The 2,760-nt window shown below is 71.1% G+C and carries 2 protein-coding genes; both read left to right on the forward strand.

Annotated features, from left to right (window positions below; all coding sequences use genetic code 11):
- Positions 1-928 (forward strand): non-ribosomal peptide synthetase (locus ACJ8AT_RS29900; protein WP_407741338.1); only part of this gene is annotated, 928 nt, incomplete at its 5' end.
- A gap of 39 nt (positions 929-967) precedes the next feature.
- The coding region (locus ACJ8AT_RS29905) for a condensation domain-containing protein (protein ID WP_407741339.1) at positions 968-2,760 on the forward strand (1,793 nt) is incomplete at its 3' end.

The following is a 2,760-nucleotide window of genomic DNA, read 5'->3' on the forward strand; positions in this document are numbered from 1 at the left end:
CGTCTGCGCCTCCGTCACCCCGGGCAACGTGGACCCCGAGCGCCTCACCATCGGCCGTGCCCTGCCCAACGTGCAGCTGTACGTCCTCGACTCCCACCTGCTCCCGCTGCCTTCCGGCGTCCCCGGCGAGCTGTACGTCGGCGGCATCGGCCTGGCCCGCGGCTACCTGCGCCGGCCCGACCTCACCGCCGAGCGCTTCGTCCCCAATCCCTTCAGCACCGAGCCCGGCGCCCGCCTCTACCGCACCGGCGACCGCGTGCGCTGGCTGGCCCACGGTGAGCTGGAGTTCCTCGGCCGCGCCGATGCCCAGGTGAAGCTGCGTGGCTTCCGCATCGAGCTGGGGGAGATCGAGTCGTTGCTGGCCCAGCACCCCTCGGTGCACGAGGCCGTGACCGTGGTGCGCGAGGACGTCCCCGGCGACAGCCGCCTGGTGGCCTACCTCGTTCCCAACGCCGAGCAGCAGCTCAGCCCCGAGGCCCTGCGCTCCTTCCTGCGCGAGCGCCTGCCCGAGTACATGGTGCCCTCCTCGTTCGTCGCGCTGGAGACCCTGCCCCTCACTCCCAACGGTAAGCTCGACCGCAACGCCCTTCCCTCTCCGGATCGGACGTCGGCGGAGACCCAGGAGGGCTTCGAGCCGCCCAACGGCGAGATCGAGCAGCAGATCGCCTCCATCTTCGCCGAGCTGCTCAACCTGCAGCAGGTCGGCCGGAATGACAGCTTCTTCGAGCTGGGTGGCCACTCGCTGCTCGCCACCCAGGCAATCACGCGAATCCACGAGAATTTCGGCGTCGAGCTGCCCCTGCGCGAAATCTTCGAGACTCCGACGGTGGCCAACCTCGGCAAGCACGTCGAGGCGGCCCTGGCGAGCGGCGTCGATCCGGAGGAGTTGGCCCGGATGATGGCGGAGTTGGAAGACGAGGCTTCATGAGCCTGGGCGACACGGCACCCATGACGGGAGAGACGTTCCATGAGCAGTGATGTTCTCAAGCGCCTCGCCTCGCTGCCCGCGGACAAGCGCGAGCAGCTCATGCGCCAGCTCCGCGAGAAGGCCGCGCGCACGCAGCAGCCGGCCATCCCCACCCTGCCCCGCGACGCCGCGGCGTACCCGCTGTCCTTCGCGCAGCAGCGGCTGTGGTTCATGGACCAGCTCGAGCCCGGCAGCCCGGCCTACAACATCCCGGCCGCCGTGCGGATGGTGGGCACGCTGGACGTGGCGGCGCTGGAGCGCAGCGCCTCCGAGCTCGTCCGCCGCCACGAGTCCCTGCGCACCACCTTCCGGCAGGAGCAGGAGGGCCCGGTCCAGGTCATCGGTCCGGCGACGCCCGTCACGGTGTCCGTGGTGGACCTGGGCCACCTGCCCGAGGGCTCGCGCGACGAGGAGGCCCTGCGTCTGGCGCGCGAGGAGGCCCTGCGCCCGTTCGATCTCATCCGCGGCCCGCTCTTCCGCGCCACGCTGCTGAAGCTGTCGCCCCAGGAGCACATCCTGCTGCTGACGATGCACCACATCGTCTCGGACGGCTGGTCCATGGGCGTCTTCATCCGCGAGGTGGCGACGCTGTATGACGCCCAGCTCTCCGGCCGCCCCTCCCCGCTGTCCGAGCCCGGCCTGCAGTACGTGGATTACGCGGCCTGGCAGCGCGGCTGGCTCCAGGGCGAGGTGCTGGACACGCAGCTCGGCTTCTGGCGCCGGCAGCTCACGGGAGCGCCGCCGGTGCTGGAGCTGCCCACGGACCGCCCCCGTCCCGCGATGCAGTCCTTCCGCGGCTCCACCGTGCCCGTGCGCCTCTCGAAGGAGGCCTCGGAGGCGCTCAAGGCACTGTGCCAGAAGGAGAACGCCACGCCCTTCATGGCGCTGCTGGCCGGCTGGCAGGTGGTGCTGTCGCGCTACTCCGGCCAGGACGACATCTCCGTCGCCACGCCCATCGCCGGCCGCAATCGCGGGGCGCTGGAAGGGCTCATCGGCGTCTTCATCAACACGCTGGTGCTGCGCGCCCGGGTGGACGGGACGCTGAGCTTCCGGCAGCTCCTGGGCCAGGTGCGTGAGACGACGCTGGGCGCGTATGCGCACCAGGACCTCCCCTTCGAGAAGCTGGTGGACGCGCTCCAGCCCGAGCGCAACCTGAGCCACACGCCGCTGGCGCAGGTGATGATCGCCCTGCAGAACGCACCCGTGGGCGCCGTCTCGCTGCCGGGCGTGGTGCTGCGTCCGCTGGAGCTGGAGGGCACCACCGCCAAGTTCGACCTGAGCCTCACCCTGGGTGAGTCCGAGCAGGGCTTCGGCGGCGTGCTGGAGTACGCCACCGATCTGTTCGATGCCTCCACGGTCACCCGCCTGGCCGGCCACGTCCAGACCCTGCTCGAGGCCCTGGTGGCCCGGCCCGACGCGCCGCTCGCCACGCTCTCGCTCCTCTCCGACTCCGAGCGGAACCTGCTCTCGCGGGGCTGGAACGACACCGCCTACGAGTACCCGCGCGAGTCCTGCATCCACGACGTCTTCGCCCGGCAGGCCGCGCTGCGTCCGGACGCCATCGCCCTGGAGTCCTCCGACCAGCGGCTCACCTACTGTCAGCTCGACGAGCGCGCCAACCAGTGGGCCCACCTCCTCCGGCGCCACGGCGTCGGGCCCGACTCCCGCGTCGCCCTCTGCCTCGAGCGCTCCGTCGAGCTCATCGTCTCCCTGCTCGGCATCCTCAAGGCCGGCGGCTGCTACGTCCCGCTCGATGCCTCCTATCCCCGCGAGCGCCTCGTCCACATGCTCGA

The organism is Hyalangium sp. (assembly GCF_045802625.1).
Lineage (GTDB): Bacteria > Myxococcota > Myxococcia > Myxococcales > Myxococcaceae > Hyalangium.